The organism is Cryobacterium sp. Sr3, from assembly GCF_004402835.1.
GTDB classification, from domain to species: Bacteria; Actinomycetota; Actinomycetes; order Actinomycetales; family Microbacteriaceae; genus Cryobacterium; species Cryobacterium sandaracinum.
The window spans coordinates 92,905-109,044 of sequence record NZ_SOFA01000041.1 but is presented as its reverse complement, the minus strand read 5'-3'; the positions used below and the strand labels follow the sequence as shown (position 1 = coordinate 109,044).

At 67.6% G+C, this 16,140-nt stretch carries 12 protein-coding genes; 6 read left to right on the top strand and 6 right to left on the bottom strand.

Annotated features, from left to right (window positions below; all coding sequences use genetic code 11):
• Positions 1-3 precede the first annotated feature (3 nt).
• Entirely contained in the window at positions 4-2,454 is a 2,451-nt protein-coding gene (ptsP, locus tag E3N94_RS13600) for a phosphoenolpyruvate--protein phosphotransferase (RefSeq protein WP_134342676.1), read from the top strand.
• A 338-nt stretch (positions 2,455-2,792) separates the two neighbouring features.
• Positions 2,793-3,938, top strand: a complete 1,146-nt coding sequence (locus tag E3N94_RS13595) for a glycerol dehydrogenase (protein ID WP_104100357.1) — start codon at positions 2,793-2,795, stop codon at positions 3,936-3,938.
• A 58-nt stretch (positions 3,939-3,996) separates the two neighbouring features.
• On the opposite strand, the gene E3N94_RS13590 is transcribed toward E3N94_RS13595, so the two are convergent.
• Positions 3,997-4,965, bottom strand: a complete 969-nt coding sequence (locus tag E3N94_RS13590) for a sugar-binding domain-containing protein (protein WP_104100381.1) — start codon at positions 4,963-4,965, stop codon at positions 3,997-3,999.
• 168 nt (positions 4,966-5,133) lie between these two features.
• Between E3N94_RS13590 and E3N94_RS13585 the strand changes: the two genes are divergently transcribed.
• The 4 genes from E3N94_RS13585 (at position 5,134) to E3N94_RS13570 (ending at position 10,709) form a co-directional block, all read left to right on the top strand.
• Positions 5,134-6,822 (top strand): glycerol-3-phosphate dehydrogenase/oxidase, encoded by a 1,689-nt coding sequence (locus E3N94_RS13585; protein WP_241977369.1) that lies wholly within the window; start codon positions 5,134-5,136, stop codon positions 6,820-6,822.
• A 210-nt stretch (positions 6,823-7,032) separates the two neighbouring features.
• On the top strand, positions 7,033-7,797 hold the full coding sequence (locus E3N94_RS13580; protein ID WP_134401231.1) for an MIP/aquaporin family protein: 765 nt from the start codon (positions 7,033-7,035) through the stop codon (positions 7,795-7,797).
• A 68-nt stretch (positions 7,798-7,865) separates the two neighbouring features.
• Positions 7,866-9,380 (top strand): glycerol kinase GlpK, encoded by a 1,515-nt coding sequence (glpK, locus tag E3N94_RS13575; protein ID WP_104100354.1) that lies wholly within the window; start codon positions 7,866-7,868, stop codon positions 9,378-9,380.
• Between the two features lie 438 nt (positions 9,381-9,818).
• The gene (locus tag E3N94_RS13570; RefSeq protein ID WP_134342674.1) at positions 9,819-10,709 is read left to right on the top strand and encodes a hypothetical protein; all 891 of its coding nucleotides are present in this window, start codon (positions 9,819-9,821) and stop codon (positions 10,707-10,709) included.
• 544 nt (positions 10,710-11,253) lie between these two features.
• Here the strand turns inward: E3N94_RS13570 and E3N94_RS13565 are convergent.
• The 5 genes from E3N94_RS13565 to E3N94_RS13545 form a co-directional block, all read right to left on the bottom strand.
• Complete coding sequence (locus E3N94_RS13565) at positions 11,254-12,057, bottom strand: HAD family hydrolase (RefSeq protein ID WP_134342673.1); 804 nt, start codon at positions 12,055-12,057, stop codon at positions 11,254-11,256.
• Between the two features lie 136 nt (positions 12,058-12,193).
• Positions 12,194-13,198: a tryptophan--tRNA ligase gene (gene trpS / locus E3N94_RS13560; protein ID WP_134342672.1), complete on the bottom strand. Its 1,005-nt coding sequence runs from the start codon at positions 13,196-13,198 to the stop codon at positions 12,194-12,196.
• Positions 13,199-13,262: 64 nt separating this feature from the next.
• Positions 13,263-14,189 (bottom strand): exodeoxyribonuclease III, encoded by a 927-nt coding sequence (locus E3N94_RS13555; protein WP_134342671.1) that lies wholly within the window; start codon positions 14,187-14,189, stop codon positions 13,263-13,265.
• A 19-nt stretch (positions 14,190-14,208) separates the two neighbouring features.
• Positions 14,209-15,300 (bottom strand): YihY/virulence factor BrkB family protein, encoded by a 1,092-nt coding sequence (locus E3N94_RS13550; protein ID WP_134342670.1) that lies wholly within the window; start codon positions 15,298-15,300, stop codon positions 14,209-14,211.
• A 99-nt stretch (positions 15,301-15,399) separates the two neighbouring features.
• A complete protein-coding gene (locus tag E3N94_RS13545) occupies positions 15,400-16,128 on the bottom strand; it encodes a succinate dehydrogenase iron-sulfur subunit (RefSeq protein ID WP_134342696.1) in 729 nt (242 codons plus the stop codon).
• Between the last annotated feature and the right edge of the window lie 12 nt (positions 16,129-16,140).

Genomic DNA, 16,140 nt, shown 5'->3' with positions numbered 1-16,140 from the left:
ATCGTGATCGGAATCGTAGTGGTATCGCACAGCCCCCGGCTCGCGCAGGCAGCAGTGGACCTCGCAGTGGAAATGGTCGGGGTCAACGGCCCGGCCATCGCGATCGCAGCCGGTGCCGGCGCAGGGGTGATCGGAACGGACGCGTCCAAAGTCGCCGAGGCCATCGCCGAGGTTTCCTCTCCCGAGGGCGTGCTCGTGATGATGGATCTGGGATCGGCTGTGATGAGCGCGGAAATGGCGCTGGAGTTCTCGGACGACCCCGACCTGCCCGTCCGGCTCAGCAGCGGTCCCTTCGTAGAGGGCCTGATGGCGGCAGTGGTGCGCGCGGCGGGTGGCGCCACCCTTGACGAAGTGGAACGTGAGGCCCGAGGTGCTCTTCGTGCCAAGCAGAGTCACCTGGGCGACGAGGACCCGGCCGGCCTGCCGGTCGACTCCGGCCCGGCGGCGGAACACACGATCGAGGTGACGTTGCTGAACCCCGACGGCCTGCACGCGAGACCGGTCTCGATGCTCGTCACCGCCATCAGCGCCTTTGAGGCGACGGTGACGGTCGCCAACCTCCGCACCGGCCGAACCCCGGTGCCGGCTAACAGCCCGACTGCCCTGTTGACCGTCGGCGCCCGGAAGGGCGACACGATCTCCGTCGCGGCGGCCGGGCGGCAGGCTGTGGAGGCGCTCGAGGCCGTGAGTGAACTGGTCGGGAAGGGCTTCGGCGAGCTCGCGGCCGCCCACGCTCCCGCGCCCAGGCCGGCGCGTTCCGCGTCCCGGCCGCAGGCCCGGCCGCAGGGCGGGGCGCCGTCGAGCGGGCCTCTGGGCGTGAGCCCCGGCTTCGCCGTCGGTCCGATCGTGCGGATGCAGGAACCGGTGAACGAGCCGGGGCCGGCAGTCGCACTCCCCCTGCGCGAGCGGGCGGCGGCCGCGGAGAGGATCGTGGCCGCCGCGGCATCCGTAGCCCTGGCCCTGCGGGACAAGGCGGCCCGGGTGTCGGGAGCGGCGCGTGGGATCCTGGAGGCAACGGCGCTGATGGCGGCGGATCCCGGGCTGATCGATGCTGCCGTTTCCCGAGTGACCGGGCAGGGCCACACTCCGGAGCGTGCCGTCTGGGCGGCTGTGAGCGAGGTCACAGCGGTTTTTAAGGAGCAGGGTGGGCTCCTCGCCGAACGTGTCTCGGACCTGCACGACGTGCGCAACCGCATCGTGTCCGAGTTGCTCGGCCGACCGGCACCGGGCCTGCCGGATCGTGTGGAGCCGTATGTGCTCGTGGCCCGGGACCTGGCCCCCGCCGACACGGCGCTGATCGACCCCATGGTGTGTCGGGCGATCGTCACCGTCGAGGGCGGGCCCACCTCCCATACGGCCATTCTCGCGCGGGCGCTTGGCTTGCCTGCCGTGGTGGCGGCCCGCGATGCGATGGACCTGCCCGAGGGAAGCATGGTGATCGTTGACGGCACGACCGGTGAGATCGTCGTGGACCCCACCGACGACCAAGTGTTGCGAGCCGAGGAACAGATCCGCCGGGTGATCACCTTCGACGGTACGGGAAGGACCAGGGACGGGCACCGCGTGCAGCTCCTCGCGAACGTGGCTTCGCCTGACAGCGTTGCCGCCGCGATCGAGGCGAACGCCGAGGGTGTCGGCCTCTTCCGCACCGAATTCTGCTTCCTCGACCACGCCGAGGCTCCGGGACTCGACGAACAGGTCGCCGCGTACCGGCAGGTGTTCGCCGGATTCCCCGGGAAGAAGGTCACTATCCGAACGCTGGATGCGGGAGCCGACAAGCCGCTGGCCTTCGTCACGGCGGCCGACGAAGTCAACCCTGCCCTGGGCATCCGGGGGTATCGCACAGCGTGGCAGCGGCCGGAACTGCTGGACACCCAGCTGCAGGCCATCGCAGCGGCGGCCGCCGCGGAAGACGCCGACGTCGGCGTCATGGCGCCGATGATCGCGACCGTCGACGAGTCCGTGGACTTCGCGGCCCGCTGTGCCGCGCACGGCCTGCACAACGTGGGCGTGATGATCGAGACTCCCGCCGCCGCTATCACGGCTGGCCCCATCCTCGAACGGGTGGACTTCGCGAGTCTGGGGACCAACGACCTCGCCCAGTACACCATGGCGGCCGATCGGCTGATGGGGGAGCTCGCCCTGCTCAACGACCCCTGGCAGCCGGCGGTCTTGCGGATGATCCGGGAGGCCTGCCAGGCCGGTCTGGCGGCCGGCAAGCCGGTCGGGGTCTGCGGTGAGGCCGCGGCAGATCCGATGCTTGCCGCCATCCTGGTGGGGCTCGGGGCGACCAGCCTGTCGATGTCCCCGCGAGCCCTGGGCGGCGTGGCCGAGTTCCTACGCGGCGTGACGGCGGACCAGTGCCGGGATGCCGCACTCGCCGCGGTCGCCGCCGGCAGCGCCGGCGCGGCGCGATCCGCCGCCGCGCTCCTGCTGGAGCCGACACGGGCGTAGCTGCCGGTGTCGGCCCCTCCCGGGCGTCCGATCTGCACAAATGTGCAACGCTGGCTTTCAGAAACAGCGACGTATTTCCTGTAAATCCTGAATAGCATTCAAAAAATTGGCCAAGAGCGCGTGTTTGTGCGTCAGATCCGATCTCTGAGCCGTGACATCAGACTGGGCGGATGTGCCGGAAACCGCTCGGAGGGTGCGCTCGCACGGTCGCCCGCTGCAGGGCAGCCGATGTCGGTCGAATCGGCGGGCGTAATGTGAAATCTGTGCCCCGGAAGACCGGTTCACCGCCACCGTCCCACAAAGATGTAGACGCAGTTCGACCAGGAAGAAGTTCCACGATGACCACTTCAATCCGCACAGTCATGAGCCCCGGACGTTACGTCCAAGGCAAGGGAGCGATCGATCGCCTCGGCGAATTCGTATCCCAGATCGGCTCCGCCCCCCTGATCGTCGCTGATGACGTCGTGTGGGGTTTCGCAGGGCAGCAGGTCTCGGCGAGCTTCGCTGCTGCCGGCCTCCGCGTCGAACGGGTCGAATTCGACCGCTTTGCGACTGCGTCCGCGGTCGACGCGCTGGTCGAGAAGATCCGCGTAACCACGGCCGACGTGATCATCGGCTTGGGCGGCGGAAGCACGATCGACTCGGCTAAGGCCGCCGGCTTCCTGGCTGGAATTCGTTGGGTCAGCGTGCCCACCGTGGCGTCGACCGACGCTCCCACCTCCGCGCTCTCGGTGATCTACACGGAGGAGGGCGAGTTTGTCGAATACCGTTTCTTCCCGCGCAACCCCGACCTCGTGCTGATCGACACCCAGATCGTGGCCAACGCGCCGGTCGAGTTCCTCATCGCCGGAGTCGGCGACGCGCTGGCGACCTGGCTCGAAGCCCGGGCCACGGCGGCTGCCCATGCGACCACGATGGCCGGGGGGCTGCCGACCCAGACCGGCACCGCGCTGGCCAAGTTGTCGTGGGACGTCATCTGGGAGAACGCCCTTCCGGCCCTCGATGCCGTGCGTGACAACCTGGTCACACCTGCTCTCGAGAAGCTGGTGGAGGCGAACACGCTTCTGTCCGGACTCGGTTTCGAGTCGGGCGGTCTGGCCGCCGCCCACGCCATCCACAACGGCCTGACCGCGGCCCCGCAGACCCACGGTCTCACCCACGGTCAGAAGGTGAACATCGGCTCGCTGACCCAGCTGGTCCTCGAGGGCGCGCCACGGACCGAGGTGGAAGACTTCATCGAGTTCACCACTCTCGTCGGATTGCCCACCACGCTGACCGAGATCGGTCTCAGCCTGGACGACGAGAAGGAGCTGAGGGCCATCGCCACGGCGTCAACCCTGCCGGGTGAGACGATTCACAACATGCCGTTCGTGGTCACTGCAGACGACGTTCTCGACGCCCTCAAGTCGATCGAGGGGCTCTCGCGGTCCGTGCGCGCGGCGCGCGGCCTGCCCGCTCCCGTCAAGTACGTGCAGAAGCATTGATCCGTCGGCCCGCCGGTCGCCACGAACCTTCAGTGGCCGCCGGCGGGCCTCCGTCTGCTCACTCGCACAGTGCCCGGGCGCTGCTCTCGTCGATGAACAGGTCGGTGATCAGGTTCGCGGCCAGCGCGCCGCGGAGACTGTCCACCTTGGACTGGCCCGAGACGACGCAGATGCGCCGGGGGGTGCGGCGCAGCACCGACAGTTCCGGGCCGGTGCCGCGATCATTGAGCGGGATGCCATCGGTCGAGCCGTCCGCGCGGTAGAAGACTGTCGCGACGTCGCCGACGACCCCGGCGTCGCTAAGAGCGGTGAGCTCGTCGTCGTCCAGGTAGCCTCCGACGTAGACGTGGCTGGGGACGTTGGAGAAGGGCGAACCCACGCTGAAGAGCGCGACGTCCATGTTCCTCTGCATTTCCAACAGCCGGCGCAAGCCGCGCTCCCGCCAGTACGCCGTGCGTGTGGCCGGGTCGTCGAAGAAGGTGGGAACCGGGAACTGTTCCAGGCGGGCGCCGAACGCGTTGCTGAACCGCTGCAGGATCTCGTTGGCGTAGTCGAGGCCGGTGCTGCGTGTGTTGCCGGCGCCGTTCAGCTGCACGATCTGTGCGTTGTGAGTGCGTTTAGGGGTCACGTGGCGGCTGACCGCATTCATCGTGGAGCCCCAGGCGATGCCCATAATCATGTTCGAGTCGAAGAACTCGCCGAGAATCCGTGCAACCGAGAGGGCCACGCGCTCCAACCGATCGACGTCGCTGGCGTGGTCGGGCACCGGCACGACGTGCGCGGTGACCTGGAAGCGGTTCAGGATGAGCTTCTCCACCCGGCTCGTCGCGTCGAGCGGGGACCGGATCTGGATGTCGACCAACCCGCTGGTTCTGGCCTGGCTGAGCAGACGGGACACCGAGGAGCGGGAGGTGTGCAGTTCCCGCGCGATGGCCTCCATGGTCAGGTCCTGCATGTAATACAGGTGGGCCGCCGTGAGCGCGTCACTGGTTCGGTCCGACAGGGACGGATCGTCTGGATGGGCCATTTTAACTCCTTGCACGTATGTTCAAACCTCTTGACCGTTTGTGTCGAACCTAGCAGGGTAGAAGCAATTCCCCTCCACCCACAGAGAAGTGAGCGAACAGTGCTGTCCACACCCGATCAGTCATCTTCCGCACCGTCACAGTCCAGTGGTGCCGCCGCCCAGGCCGCCATCCAGGACCGCCCCCGCGCTCAAGTTCTCATCATCGGAGCCGGCATCAACGGCATCGCGACCTTCCGCGATCTGGCCCTGCAGGGCGTGGACGTCGCCATCGTCGACAAGGGCGACTACGTTTCCGGCGCATCCTCGGCCTCCTCGCACATGATCCACGGCGGTGTGCGCTACCTCGAGAACGGCGAATTCCGCTTGGTCAAGGAGTCTGTGGAGGAGCGCAACAGCCTTCTCAAGATCGCCCCCCATTACGTCAAGCCGCTCAAGACGACCATCCCGATCTACTCCACCTTTTCCGGAGTGATGTCGGCGCCGATGCGGTTCCTCACCCACAAACAGGGTGCGGCCCAGGAGCGCGGAGCTCTACTGATCAAGATCGGCATGATGCTCTACGATTCCTTCTCCCGCGACGGCGGCAATGTGCCCCGGCATGAATTCCTCGGCAAGAAGGCGTCGCTCGAAGTGCTGCCGCAGATCAACCCGGGCCTCAAGTACACGGCCACCTACTACGACGCCTCCATGCACGACCCGGAGCGCCTCGCCCTCGACGTGCTGGCCGACGGCCTGGCCGCCGGCACCCACGCCCGGAGCGCCAACTACATCGAGGCCGTCGGCATGGATGCTGCGGGTGTGCGCCTGCGCAACACGGTCTCCGGCGCCGAATTCAGCTTCGAGGCCGACATCGTGGTCAACACGTCCGGACCGTGGACCGACCTCACGAACACGGCCCTCGGCCAGGCCAGCACCTATATGGGCGGCACCAAGGGGTCGCACGTCGTGCTCGACAACCCCGAACTGCTCGCCGCGACCGGCGGTCGCGAGATCTTTTTCGAGCACAAAGACGGCCGCATCGTGCTGATCTTCCCGCTCGCGGGCCGCGTTCTCGTCGGCACGACCGACCTCGAGCACGACATGACTCAGCCGGCGCGCTGCACCGAAGTCGAGGTTGACTACTTCTTCGAACTCGTCAACCACGTTTTCCCAAAGGTGGCCGTCGACCGGTCGCAGATAGTGTTCCGGTTCGCCGGCGTGCGCCCGCTGCCCCGCCACGACGACGAGGCGCCCGGTTTCGTCTCGCGCGACTACCGCATCGAATCGCGCCCGCTCGGCGCCCGGCCCGGCACCCTGCTGAGCCTGGTCGGCGGCAAGTGGACGACCTTCCGCGCCCTGGCCGAACACCTGAGCGGCGACATCCTGACCCTGCTCGGCCTGCCGCGCACCGTCTCGACGGTCGGCCTGCCCATCGGTGGCGGTCGAGACTTCCCGGCGACGGATGCCGCACGCGGGGTCTGGGTTGCCGCCAACGGCGACAAGGTCGGCGCCGAGCGTGCCGATGTGCTGCTGACCCGGTACGGCACGCGCGCCACCGAGGTGATCACCTGGCTCACCGCCGAACCGGACGCGCCGCTCATGCAGCACCCCGGCTACACCCGGCGCGAAATCGAGCTCATCGCCCGGGCGGAATCGGTCATGCACCTGATGGACCTGCTGCTGCGCCGCACCAGCATCGCTTTCCGCGGCGAAGTGACTCTGCCGCTGCTCACCGAGCTGGCCGGCGTGCTCGCACCAGTCCTCGGCTGGGACGCCGCCCGGAGCGCGCATGAGGTCGACACCGCGGTGAATACACTGCGCGACATGTACGGCGTGCACCTGGCCCCGGCGGAAACGCCGGCCGTGCCGGCCGTCTAGGGACTGCTCGGGACTGCCCTGCGGGCGGGCGGGCGCTGCGGTCGCCTGCCCGCAGCCTGCCCTCCGGCCCGGCTCCGTACCCGCAGACTTGAAGGCTGATCTGCACAAACGTGCAGAAAGGTCAGGACCACCGGCGGTCTCGAGTCGCTAGGTTTTCTACTATCCGTTTCCTTCGCTTTCTTCATTTCAATAATCTAAAAGGATGTCAACGTGGACAATCTCGGTATCGTATTCCTCTCGGAAGTGGTGGGAACCGCTCTCCTGATCCTGCTGGGCTGCGGGGTGGTCGCCAACGTCGCCCTGACCAAGAACAAGGGCTTCGGCGGCGGATTCCTGATGGTCACCATCGGCTGGGGCCTCGCGGTGTACGCCGGCGTGATCGTCTCCTATAACTCGGGCGCTCACTTGAACCCCGCCGTCACCTTGGGACTCGTGTCGTCCGGGGCCACCGAGTTCGGCTCGGGGGTTCCGGTCAACGCTGTGTCCGTGGCGGCGTACATCGGGGCTCAGTTGATTGGTGCCATCCTGGGTGCCACCGTCGTCTGGCTCGCCTACAAGCAGCACTTCGACCAGGAACCGGAGCCGGCCAACAAGCTCGGCGTGTTCGCGACCGGTCCGGCCATCCGTTCCTACGGCTGGAACCTCATTACCGAGATCATCGGCACCTTCGTGCTCGTCTTCGTCGTCATCGCGTTCGGCGGCGGGCGCCAGGGCGAGAGCGGCGGCCTGGCCGCCCTTGGCGCCCTTCCGGTTGCCCTGCTCGTGATCGTGATTGGCACCTCGCTGGGTGGACCGACCGGCTACGCGATCAACCCCGCCCGTGACCTCGGCCCGCGCATCGCGCATTTCCTGTTGCCGATCAAGGGCAAGCGTTCCTCCGACTGGGCCTACTCGTGGGTGCCCGTCGTCGGTCCCGTCATCGGTGGCCTGCTGGCCGGCTGGACCTCCGCGTTCCTCCTGCCGATCCTCGCGTAGGCGCCGCTCGCTTCTTCTTTTTCCATTCCTGAATACCCGTGTACCCAGCATTGACAAAGGAGTTAAAAATGGCACAGTACGTCATCGCAATCGACCAGGGAACCACCAGTTCCCGTGCGATCATTTTCGACAAGGCCGGGTCGATCATTTCGACCGGTCAGCTCGAACACGAACAGATCTTTCCCCGGGCAGGCTGGGTCGAACACGACCCGTTGGAGATCTGGAGCAACACCCGTGAGGTCATCGGTCAGGCTCTGGCCAAGGCCAACCTGACCCGCCACGACATCGCGGCCGTGGGCATCACGAACCAGCGCGAGACCGCCGTCGTCTGGGACCGTCACACCGGTATCCCCGTCTACAACGCCATTGTCTGGCAAGACACCCGCACCCAGCCCATCGTCGACCGACTCGCCGCCGACGGCGGTGTCGATCGTTTCAAGGCCCAGGTCGGCCTGCCGCTGGCGACTTACTTCTCCGGCACCAAAATCGTCTGGATCCTCGAGAACGTCGAAGGGGCGCGAGAGAAGGCTGAGGCCGGCGACCTCATGTTCGGCACGACCGACACCTGGATTCTCTGGAACCTGACCGGCGGCCTCGAGGACGGTGTGCACGCAACCGACGTCACCAACGCCAGCCGCACCATGTTCATGGACCTGAAAACCCTGCAGTGGGACGACGAGATCCTCGCGGCGTTCGACGTGCCCAAGTCGATGCTGCCCGAGATCCGTTCCTCCTCCGAGGTCTACGGCATCGCCAGCGGCCACAGCCTGCTGCGCGAAACCCCGATTGCGAGCATCCTGGGTGACCAGCAGGCCGCGACGTTCGGGCAGGCTGCCTTCGACCAGGGTGAGGCGAAGAACACTTATGGCACCGGTAACTTCCTGATCTTCAATACGGGCACCGAAATCATCCACTCCAAGAACGGTCTGCTCACCACGGTCGGCTACAAGCTCGGCGACGCCGAACCGCACTACGCCCTGGAGGGCTCGATCGCGGTCACCGGCTCGCTCGTGCAGTGGCTGCGGGACAACCTGGGCATCATTAACTCTGCGGAGGAGATCGAGGCACTCGCCCTGTCGGTCGAGGACAACGGCGGCGCCTACTTCGTGCCCGCCTTCTCCGGCCTGTTCGCGCCGTACTGGCGTGCGGATGCCCGTGGTGCCCTGGTCGGCCTCACCAGCTACGTGAACAAGGGCCACATCGCCCGCGCCGCCCTCGAGGCGATCGCGTACCAGACCCGCGAGGTGCTGGACGCGGTCAACGCCGACGCTGGTGTTCCGTTGACCGAGCTCAAGGTCGACGGCGGGGCCTCGGCCAACGACCTGCTGATGCAGTTCCAGGCCGACATCCTCGGCGTGTCTGTCGTGCGCCCGGTGGTGGCGGAGACGACCGCCCTGGGTGCCGCCTACGCGGCCGGCCTGGCGGTCGGTTTCTGGAACAACCTCGGTGAGCTGCGGTCCAACTGGCAGGAGGACGCCCGCTGGGAGCCGAGCCTGGACATCGCCGAGCGCGACCGTCTGCTGCGCAACTGGAAGAAGGCCGTCACCAAGTCCCTGGACTGGGTCGACGCCGACGTGATCTAGCCCGCGCCCCCTTTTTCCCCCCGCGTCCCTGCGCGCGTACGACGCACCCCACCGAGACCCGGCGGCCGCCCCTGGCCGCCGGGTTTCGGCATCCGTTCCCCGTGCCCCGTTCCCCGTGGCCAGTTCCCCGTGCCCGTGCCCGTCCCCGTCTTCCCCTTGCGCCGGCCGGCATCCGTGCCCCGTCGGACAGTTCCTTCGTGGCGCTTCCCGGAGGGCAGCTCCCGTGGGTGGTGTGTGGCTAACTCAGGAGATCTACCCCGGCGGCGCCAACGGATGCCGGACTGGTGTAGTTTGTCCCTCGCTTCACAGCCGTTTCTCCTGAATTAGCCACGGGTCGGCGGCGACACCTCGGATCCTCCACAGCACAGGCTGACCGGAGCAGGCCACAGGTGGGCAGCCGACGCGGCAGACGGGGCCCGCGCTGTCCACACTGTCGACATGACTTGGGCAGAGTACTTCCGCGTCCACAATGTGCAGATCGCCGAAACCGGGGCGCTGAACGCCGCCGGCGCCAATTGGCGGGTGCTGAGGGCGGCCGTGGAGAGTGGATATCTGGTGAGGGCGCGTCGAGGGCACTATGCGCTTCCCGATACGGATTCGCACATCCTCGAAGCGGTGCGGCTGGGTGGGCGACTCGCCTGCGTCTCCGCGGTTGCGAATACCGGGATCTTCGCCCTGGACAGCACCTTCGCGCACATCCATGTCGACCCCACCGCTTCCCGGTTGCGGGCGCCGCACGATCGATTTCAGCAGCTCAACGCTCACAACCGAGACGGTGTGGAACTCCACTGGGGTCAGCTGCTCGACCCCTGCGGCGGCACCGAGTTCCGTATCGGGCTGGCCGATGCGCTGGTCCAGGTTTTCCGGTGCCAGGAACCGAGATTCGCGATCGCGTCACTCGATAATGCCTTGTACAAGAGACTGCTCGCGGAGCAGACCGTGGCCCAGATCTTCGCAGCCCTGCCCGCGGAGTTGCAGTCCCTGCGCCCGCTCATCGACTGTCGCAGCGAATCGGGCCAGGAGACCGTGCTCCGCCTCGTGATCACGGGAGCCGGCTTCGACGTCGAGATCCAGGTCGAGATCGGGGGCGTCGGTCGCGTCGATATGATCGTCGAGGGGCGCATAGCGGTCGAGGCCGACAGTCGGCAGTTCCACGACGGCTGGGAGGCGCACGCGCGCGACCGCACCCGCGACTGCGACCTCGCCATGCGGGGGTACCTGACTCTGCGGGTTCTCTACCGGGACATCATCCACCACCCGGAGCGCGTCATCGCCGCGATCACCGGCCTTCTGGCGTCGACCAGTCACTACCGCACCTTCATCGTCTAGTCGGTTCCCGGCAAGCCGACATCCGCTCCCGCACCTCCATCGTCTAGTCGGTTCGCGGCAAGCCGACATCCGCTCCCGCGGGGCTGCCGGGTCCGGCTCGGCGGACGCCCAACCTGCCGGTCATGCGGTTGAGACCCACCCCCATGTGGCTAACTCAGGAGATCTGCCGAATCGCAGTATCAGACCCGCGTGTTTCCGGGGCGAAGAGGAACGCATATTACGGATGTCCTGAGTTGGCCACGCAGGCAGGAGCCGTGCCTGCTTCGAGCCCGGCGTTGCCGTCAGCGTGGCCGGGCGGCGCGCGCAGCGGGGCGGCCCGCCCGCGGACCCGACCTCCTTGCGGTCGAGACCCACCCTCGTGTGGCTAACTCAGGAAATCTGCCGAATCGCAGTATCAGACCCGCGTGTTTCCTGGTCAAATAGAAACGAATGCGACGGATGTCCTGAGTTGGCCACACCGGGGCAGGCCAGGGGGACCCCAGCGGCACCGTCAGGGGGCGGCACCGTCAGGGGGGGCAGCCGTCAGCGGGGCGGAGGCCAGCCGTCAGCGGGGGCCGGCGGTCAGTGGGGCGAGGCTGCGGGCCGCGAGGGCCCCGGGCAGCGCGGCGAGGCTGGTGATCCGGATGATGCCCAGCCGGGCGGCCTCGGCCGCATCCGCCCCGGCCCCGGCACCACTACCTCCAGCACCACCCCCAGCCCCGGCCGCGGTCCGGTCCAGCCAGACTCCGGTCAGCCCCGCCGCGGCGGCTCCGATCGCGTCCGTTCGCAGCCGGTCGCCCACGTAGACGGTCTGCTCCGACTCCGACCCGAACACCATGCAGGCATGCCGGAAGATGCGAGGATCCGGCTTGGCGAAGCCCAGGCTGCCGGATGCGATTACGTGCTCCAACCGCACGTCGAGCCCGGTGTCCGCCAGTTTGTGCCCCTGAGGCGTCGACTCACCGTTGGTGATCAGCCCGATCCGCACGCCCGGAAAGGCGACGGCCAGCGCGTCGAGGCAGGGGAGCGCATCGGTGTGGAGGCGCCAGCTCGCCCGATAGTGTAGAAAATACGCGTCGAACCAGCTCGTCGCAGCCGGCCCGGTCAGGGTCACGCCGTGCGCCGCCGCGAAGTCGCGGGCCCGCTCCCGGCGCTGCCCGGCGAAGTCCAGACTGCCGGCGAGGTAGGCGTGGTAATGCCGCTCTTCCAGGTCGTCCCAGAGCGCCAGCGCCGCGCCGGGGTCGGCGTCGGTGAAGGTGCCGCCCAGAGAGCCGAGGTAGGCGCGGATGCCGTCGGCCGCGGCACCGCGATGGGCGAACAGGGTGTCATCGAGGTCGAACAGAACGACCGCGGGCGCGGGCGCGGACATCCGCTACCCGACGACGACGTCAACGACGACGTCAACGACGACGTCAACGACGACGTCGACGACCATGACGAACATGACGACGAGGGGCCGGCCCCGCCCCATCAGTAGCGAGCTCACCACAATCGCCACCACCGCCCTAGCGCCGCGGTAGCAGGCCGACGCGGTCGTAGGCGCGCGCCAGCGTCTCGTTGGCCACCGTCGCCGCCCGGTCCGCGTTGAGGGCGAGGAGTCGGTCGAGTTCGGCCGGGTCGTCGAGCAGCTCGAGAACGCGCGCCCGGATCGGCCCGAACGTGCCCGTGACCACCTCGGCGAGACCCTTCTTCAGGTCGCCGTAGCCGCGGCCGGCGTACTCGTCCTCGATCGAACCCACCGAGCGTTCCGCGAGCACCGAGTAGATCGTCAGCAGGTTGGCCACGCCCGGCTTGTTCTCGCGGTCGAAGACCACGCCGCCCTCGGCATCTGTGACCGCGCGCATGATCTTCTTATTCGTCACTGCCGGCTCGTCGAGCAGCCAGATCACGCCCGCGTGCGACTCGGCCGACTTCGACATCTTCGACGTCGGGTTCTGCAGGTCGTAGATCTTGGCGGTCTCCGTGACGATGGCGACCTCCGGCACTGTGAATGTCTGCCCGAACCGGGCGTTGAAGCGCGCCGCGAGGTCGCGGGTCAGTTCGACGTGCTGACGCTGGTCCTCGCCGACCGGCACGATCTCGGTGTCGTACAGCAGAATGTCCGCGGCCATCAGCATTGGGTAGGCGAACAGTCCCACGGTGGTCGCGTCCGATCCCTGCCGGGCGGATTTGTCCTTGAACTGGGTCATCCGGCTGGCCTCGCCGAAACCGGTGATCGTGTTCAGCACCCAGGCCAGCTGGGCGTGCGCGGCGACATGCGACTGCACGTACAGTGTCGACGCCGACGGGTCGATGCCGCTCGCGATGTATTGGGCGGCGGTGCGGCGGGTGTTCTCCCGCAGCTTCACCGGGTCCTGCGCCACGGTCAGGGCGTGCAGGTCGACGATGGAGAAGTACGCGTCGTGGGTCTGCTGCAGCGCCTTCCAGTTCAGGAGGGCGCCGATGTAATTGCCGATCTGCAGGGAATCGGCGCTCGGCTGCATGCCCGAGTAGAGGCGGGGCTTGGTCATGGGATCAGATCTTTTCGTAGCGTGTGGCCGCCGGCCGGGCCGAAGGCGCGAGTTGAAGGGGAAGTCAGATGGTGTAGTCGACGACCACGGGGGTGTGGTCGGACCAGCGCTGGTCGTAGGCGGCCGCGCGGTCGACGACGTAGCCGGTGACGGATGCCGCGAGCGCCGATGTGGCCAGCTGGTAGTCGATCCTCCAGCCGGTGTCGTTGTCGAACGCCTGGCCGCGCCACGACCACCAGGTGAACGGCCCGTCCACTTCGCCGGACCACCGGCGCCCCACGTCGATCCAGCCGAGTCCGGCCCCGGCGTTGTAGTCCGGGGCGTCTTCGGCGCCGACGATGCGGTCGAAGTAGGCGCGCTCCTCGGGCAGGAACCCGGCGCGCTTCACGTTTCCGCGCCAATTCTTGATGTCGAGCGTGCGGTGCCCGACGTTCAGGTCACCGAGCACGACGGCCCGGTCGCTGTGCGCGGCGAGCTCGGGCAGTCGTTCGAGCATGGCGTCGAGGAACCTGTACTTCTCGACCTGCTTCGGGGTACCCACCTCGCCGGAGTGCACATAGGTGCTCACGACGGTGATCAATTTGCCGTTGACCTCGTAGTCGGCTTCGAGCCAGCGGCCGGCGCTGTCGAATTCGGCGGCACCGAGCTCGACCCGGTGGATGGCCGCGGTCGATCGGCTGGCCAGGGCCACCCCGGCCCGGCCCTTCGCGGTGGCGGCGTCGTGCAGGATGCTCCACCCCGGCCCGAGCAGACCCTCGAGGTCCTCGGTCGAGGCACGCACCTCCTGAAGGGCGAGGATGTCCACGTCGCGTTCGGACAGCCAGTCGCCCATTCCCTTGCGGAAGGCGGCGCGCACGCCGTTCACGTTCACGCTCGCGATCCGCAGGCGCTCGCCGGCGAAAGCCGCGGACACAGCGGAGTCGGCGGAGGCGGCGGAGGAAGCAGGGTCGGACGCGGCCGGGGTGGAAGCGGCAGTCGAGGCGGAAGGCATTCCCCAATTCTACTTTGGCTCAGGCCTTGGGGCCGTCGTTCGTCAGCTCAGCGGCTCGCTTCTCGGCGGCGCGCAGGCGACGCGCGGTGAGCAGCCGCTGGGGCCAGGCCGCGGTGTCGTGCGCGAGGCGGGCCTCCCGAAGCTCGGCCTGCACCACCACGCGGAACGCCTCCTCCTCCTGCCGGCGCTTCTCGGAGGCAACCTCGTCCGCGCTGATCCGTCGCGGTGAGAACCCGGCGTCGTCCATGCCGACGGCGATCCAGGATGCGGCGAGCAGTGTCAGGGTGCTGGTCAGGTTGAACCAGATCAGGAGTCCGATGATCACCGCGAATGCGGCGAGCAGCGGGTTGCGGCCGGCGCCGGCGAGCAGCGTGCTGCCGAGGACCTTGAGGACACCGAGGCCCACCGCGCCTAGAATGGAGCCGGTGATGAGCTGGCGGACGGGGATCCGCACCCGCGACAGCACCCGGAACAGTGCGGCGAGGGTGATCGTGTCGATCAGGAGCACGAGGAGCAGGCCGACCGCTCGGGCGGCGCCGTTGAACCAGAACGAATCCCGGGACACCCCGAAAAGCCCGAACAGGGCCCCGAGCGCCTCGGTGCTCGCGATCGAGATCAACGCCGACACCACGAGCACGACCGCGAACAGCACTCCGAGGCCCAGCTCCCGCAGCTTGACGAGGAGGATGAAGGTCTTGTCGGGCGGCATCCGGAAGATTGTGCGCACCGCCTGCGCCGTTGTCGAGAGCCAGCCGAGCACGGTCGCGAGCAGACCGACCAGTGCGATGACGCCGGACCAGCCGAGGACCCTGGCGTCGGCGAGGACGCTTGGGTCAATCACGCCTTCCTCGCCGATCAGCCCGGGCACGGACTGGTTGATGAAGGAGTAGAGCGTCAGCTCGAGGTCGGGATTGGACGTGATCCACAGTCCCGCGATGGAGAAGGTCAGCCAGAGGGCCGCGAACGTCGCGAAGATGGCCTGGTAGGACATGCCGCCGGCCAGGATGCCGCCGCCGCTTTCACCGAACCGGGTGAAGACCCGCACCGGGCGCGAGCGCATGACCCGCGCGATGAGGGTCTTGATCCGGTCGATCGCCGTGGGAGTGTTCACCCGCTCAGCCTAAGCGGCAGCCGGGCAGCGGAGAAAGCGAAAGGCCGGTCTCGCCACGACGAAACGTCGTGACAAGACCGGCCCCAGGGTTCGGACCGGCTACACCATGCCGCGCAGCATGGCCTGCTTGACCTCGGAGATGGCCTGCGTGACCTGGATCCCGCGGGGGCACGCCTCGGTGCAGTTGAAGGTCGTGCGGCAGCGCCACACGCCTTCCTTGTCGTTCAGGATATCGAGGCGCACGGCGGCGTTGTCGTCGCGCGAGTCGAAGATGAAGCGGTGCGCGTTGACGATCGCGGCCGGACCGAAGTACTGTCCGTCGGTCCAGAACACCGGGCAGCTCGACGTGCACGCGGCGCAGAGGATGCACTTCGTCGTGTCATCGAAGCGTTCGCGCTGGGCGACGGTCTGGATGCGCTCCTTGCCATCGGTGGGGGCGTTGTTCGCCACCAGGAACGGCTGCACGGCACGGAACGATTCGAAGAACGGCTCCATGTCCACGATCAGGTCCTTCTCCAGCGGCAGGCCCTTGATCGCCTCCACGTATACCGGCTTGGTGATGTCGAGGTCCTTGATCAGGGTCTTGCAGGCCAGGCGGTTGCGGCCGTTGATGCGCATGGCGTCCGAGCCGCAGATGCCATGCGCACAGGAGCGGCGGAAGCTTAGTGAGCCGTCCTGCTCCCACTTGATCTTGTGCAGAGCGTCGAGCACGCGGTCCGTCGGGTACATCTGTACGTCGAAGTCGTCCCAGTGCGGTTCGTCGTCGACCTCCGGGTTGTACCGGCGGATGATCAGGGTCACGGTGAAGGACTGGATTTCCTCCGGCACGACCGGGGCACT